Below are 1195 nucleotides of genomic sequence, written 5' to 3'. Positions count from 1 at the left end.
GCCAACTACAGGAGATAATTGTGCTGTAGCCAGTGTAACAAACGATGCACCCGGAGTTTTCCCATTAGGAGATACGACAATCACCTGGACAGTAACGGACAGTTCAGGAAATACAGCTACCTGTACTCAAATGGTAACCGTGACGGATAATATTGATCCAACAATCAGTTGTCCGGCCACAGTAAATGTTACTGTTGATGCAGGTCTATGTACCGCAAGTAGTGTTGCTTTAGGCACTCCAACCACTTCAGATAATTGTGCAGTGGCCAGTGTAACAAACGATGCACCTGGAGTTTTCCCGATAGGAGATACGACAATCACCTGGACAGTAACGGACAGTTCTGGGAATACAGCTACCTGTACTCAAACGGTAACCGTAACCGACAATATTGATCCAACAATCAGTTGTCCTGCTACAGTAAATGTCAATGTTGATGCCGGTCTATGTACTGCGAGTAGTGTTGCTTTAGGCACTCCTACTACAGGAGATAATTGTGCTGTAGCCAGTACAACCAATGATGCACCGGGAGTTTTCCCATTAGGAGATACAACAGTCACCTGGACAGTAACAGATAGTTCTGGAAACACAGCGACCTGTACTCAAACGGTAACCGTAACCGACAATATTGATCCAACAATCAGTTGTCCAGCCACAGTAAATGTCAATGTTGATGCCGGTCTATGTACCGCAAGTAGTGTTGCTTTAGGCACTCCTACTACAGGAGATAATTGTGCTGTAGCCAGTACAACCAATGATGCACCAGGAGTTTTCCCGATAGGAGATACGACAGTAACCTGGACGGTAACGGATAGTTCTGGAAACACAGCTACCTGTACACAAACGGTAACCGTGACGGATAACATCGATCCAACGATCAGTTGTCCAGCCACAGTAAATGTTACTGTAGATGCTGGTTTATGTACTGCAAGTAGTGTTGCTTTAGGTACACCAACCACTTCAGATAATTGTGCAGTGGCCAGTGTAACAAACGATGCACCCGGAGTTTTCCCATTAGGAGATACGACAATCACCTGGACAGTAACGGACAGTTCAGGAAATACAGCTACCTGTACACAAACGGTAACGGTAACGGATAATATTGATCCAACAATCAGTTGTCCGGCCACAGTAAATGTTACTGTTGATGCAGGTCTATGTACCGCAAGTAGTGTTGCTTTAGGCACTCCAACCACT

At 45.3% G+C, this 1195-nt stretch carries 1 protein-coding gene; it reads left to right on the top strand.

Annotation, left to right across the window (positions count from 1 at the left end; translation table 11 throughout):
• Nucleotides 1-1195: HYR domain-containing protein (locus tag DG435_RS09110; RefSeq protein WP_159098254.1), on the top strand; the 1195-nt coding region annotated here is incomplete at both ends.

The organism is Aquimarina sp. Aq78, assembly GCF_900299525.1.
Classification (GTDB): Bacteria; Bacteroidota; Bacteroidia; order Flavobacteriales; family Flavobacteriaceae; genus Aquimarina.
Note: the sequence above shows the minus strand (reverse complement) of the source record. Positions and strands in the feature narration are given on the sequence as shown.